The organism is Pseudomonas sp. TWR3-1-1 (assembly GCF_049896545.1).
Lineage (GTDB): Bacteria > Pseudomonadota > Gammaproteobacteria > Pseudomonadales > Pseudomonadaceae > Aquipseudomonas > Aquipseudomonas weihenstephanensis.
In genome coordinates this window covers 1-523 of record NZ_JAFCUO010000059.1, presented here as the reverse complement: position 1 = coordinate 523, position 523 = coordinate 1, and the positions used below count along the sequence as shown (strand labels likewise).

The 523-nt window shown below is 60.6% G+C and carries 1 pseudogene; it reads left to right on the top strand.

Annotation, left to right across the window (positions count from 1 at the left end):
- Window positions 1-523, top strand: a pseudogene (locus tag ACP7A4_RS23195) (terminase large subunit); the annotation flags it as partial.

Genomic DNA, 523 nt, shown 5'->3' with positions numbered 1-523 from the left:
CGCAGTCCAACGAACCGCCTGCCGGTGTGTTCCGCGAAAAGCTCAAGTACTCCCGCGCCGTGCGTGACGGCCGCATCGACGACAACCAGTTCCTGCCGGTGATCTACGAATTTCCGCAGGACATGATCAAAAGTGGCGAAGCCCGTCTGGTCGAGAACTTCCACTTGGTAAACCCCAACATGGGGTTCTCGGTGGACGAAGCCTTCCTGCGGCGCAGCTTCAAAATGGCCGAAGAGGCGGGCGAAGAAGAACTGCGCGGCTTTCTGGCCAAACACGCCAACATCGAGGTCGGCCTGGCGTTGCTGTCAGAACGCTGGGCCGGTGCTGACTTCTGGGAGATACAAGGCAAACGTCCAGGACTCAGCTTCGACGACTTGCTGCGTATGTGCGAGGTGATCGACATAGGCATCGACGGCGGTGGTCTGGACGATTTGTTGGGCTTTGCGGCCATCGGCAGGCACCGGACCACACGGGAATGGCTGCTCTGGAACCATGCATGGGCGCACCCCTCGGTGCTGACCCG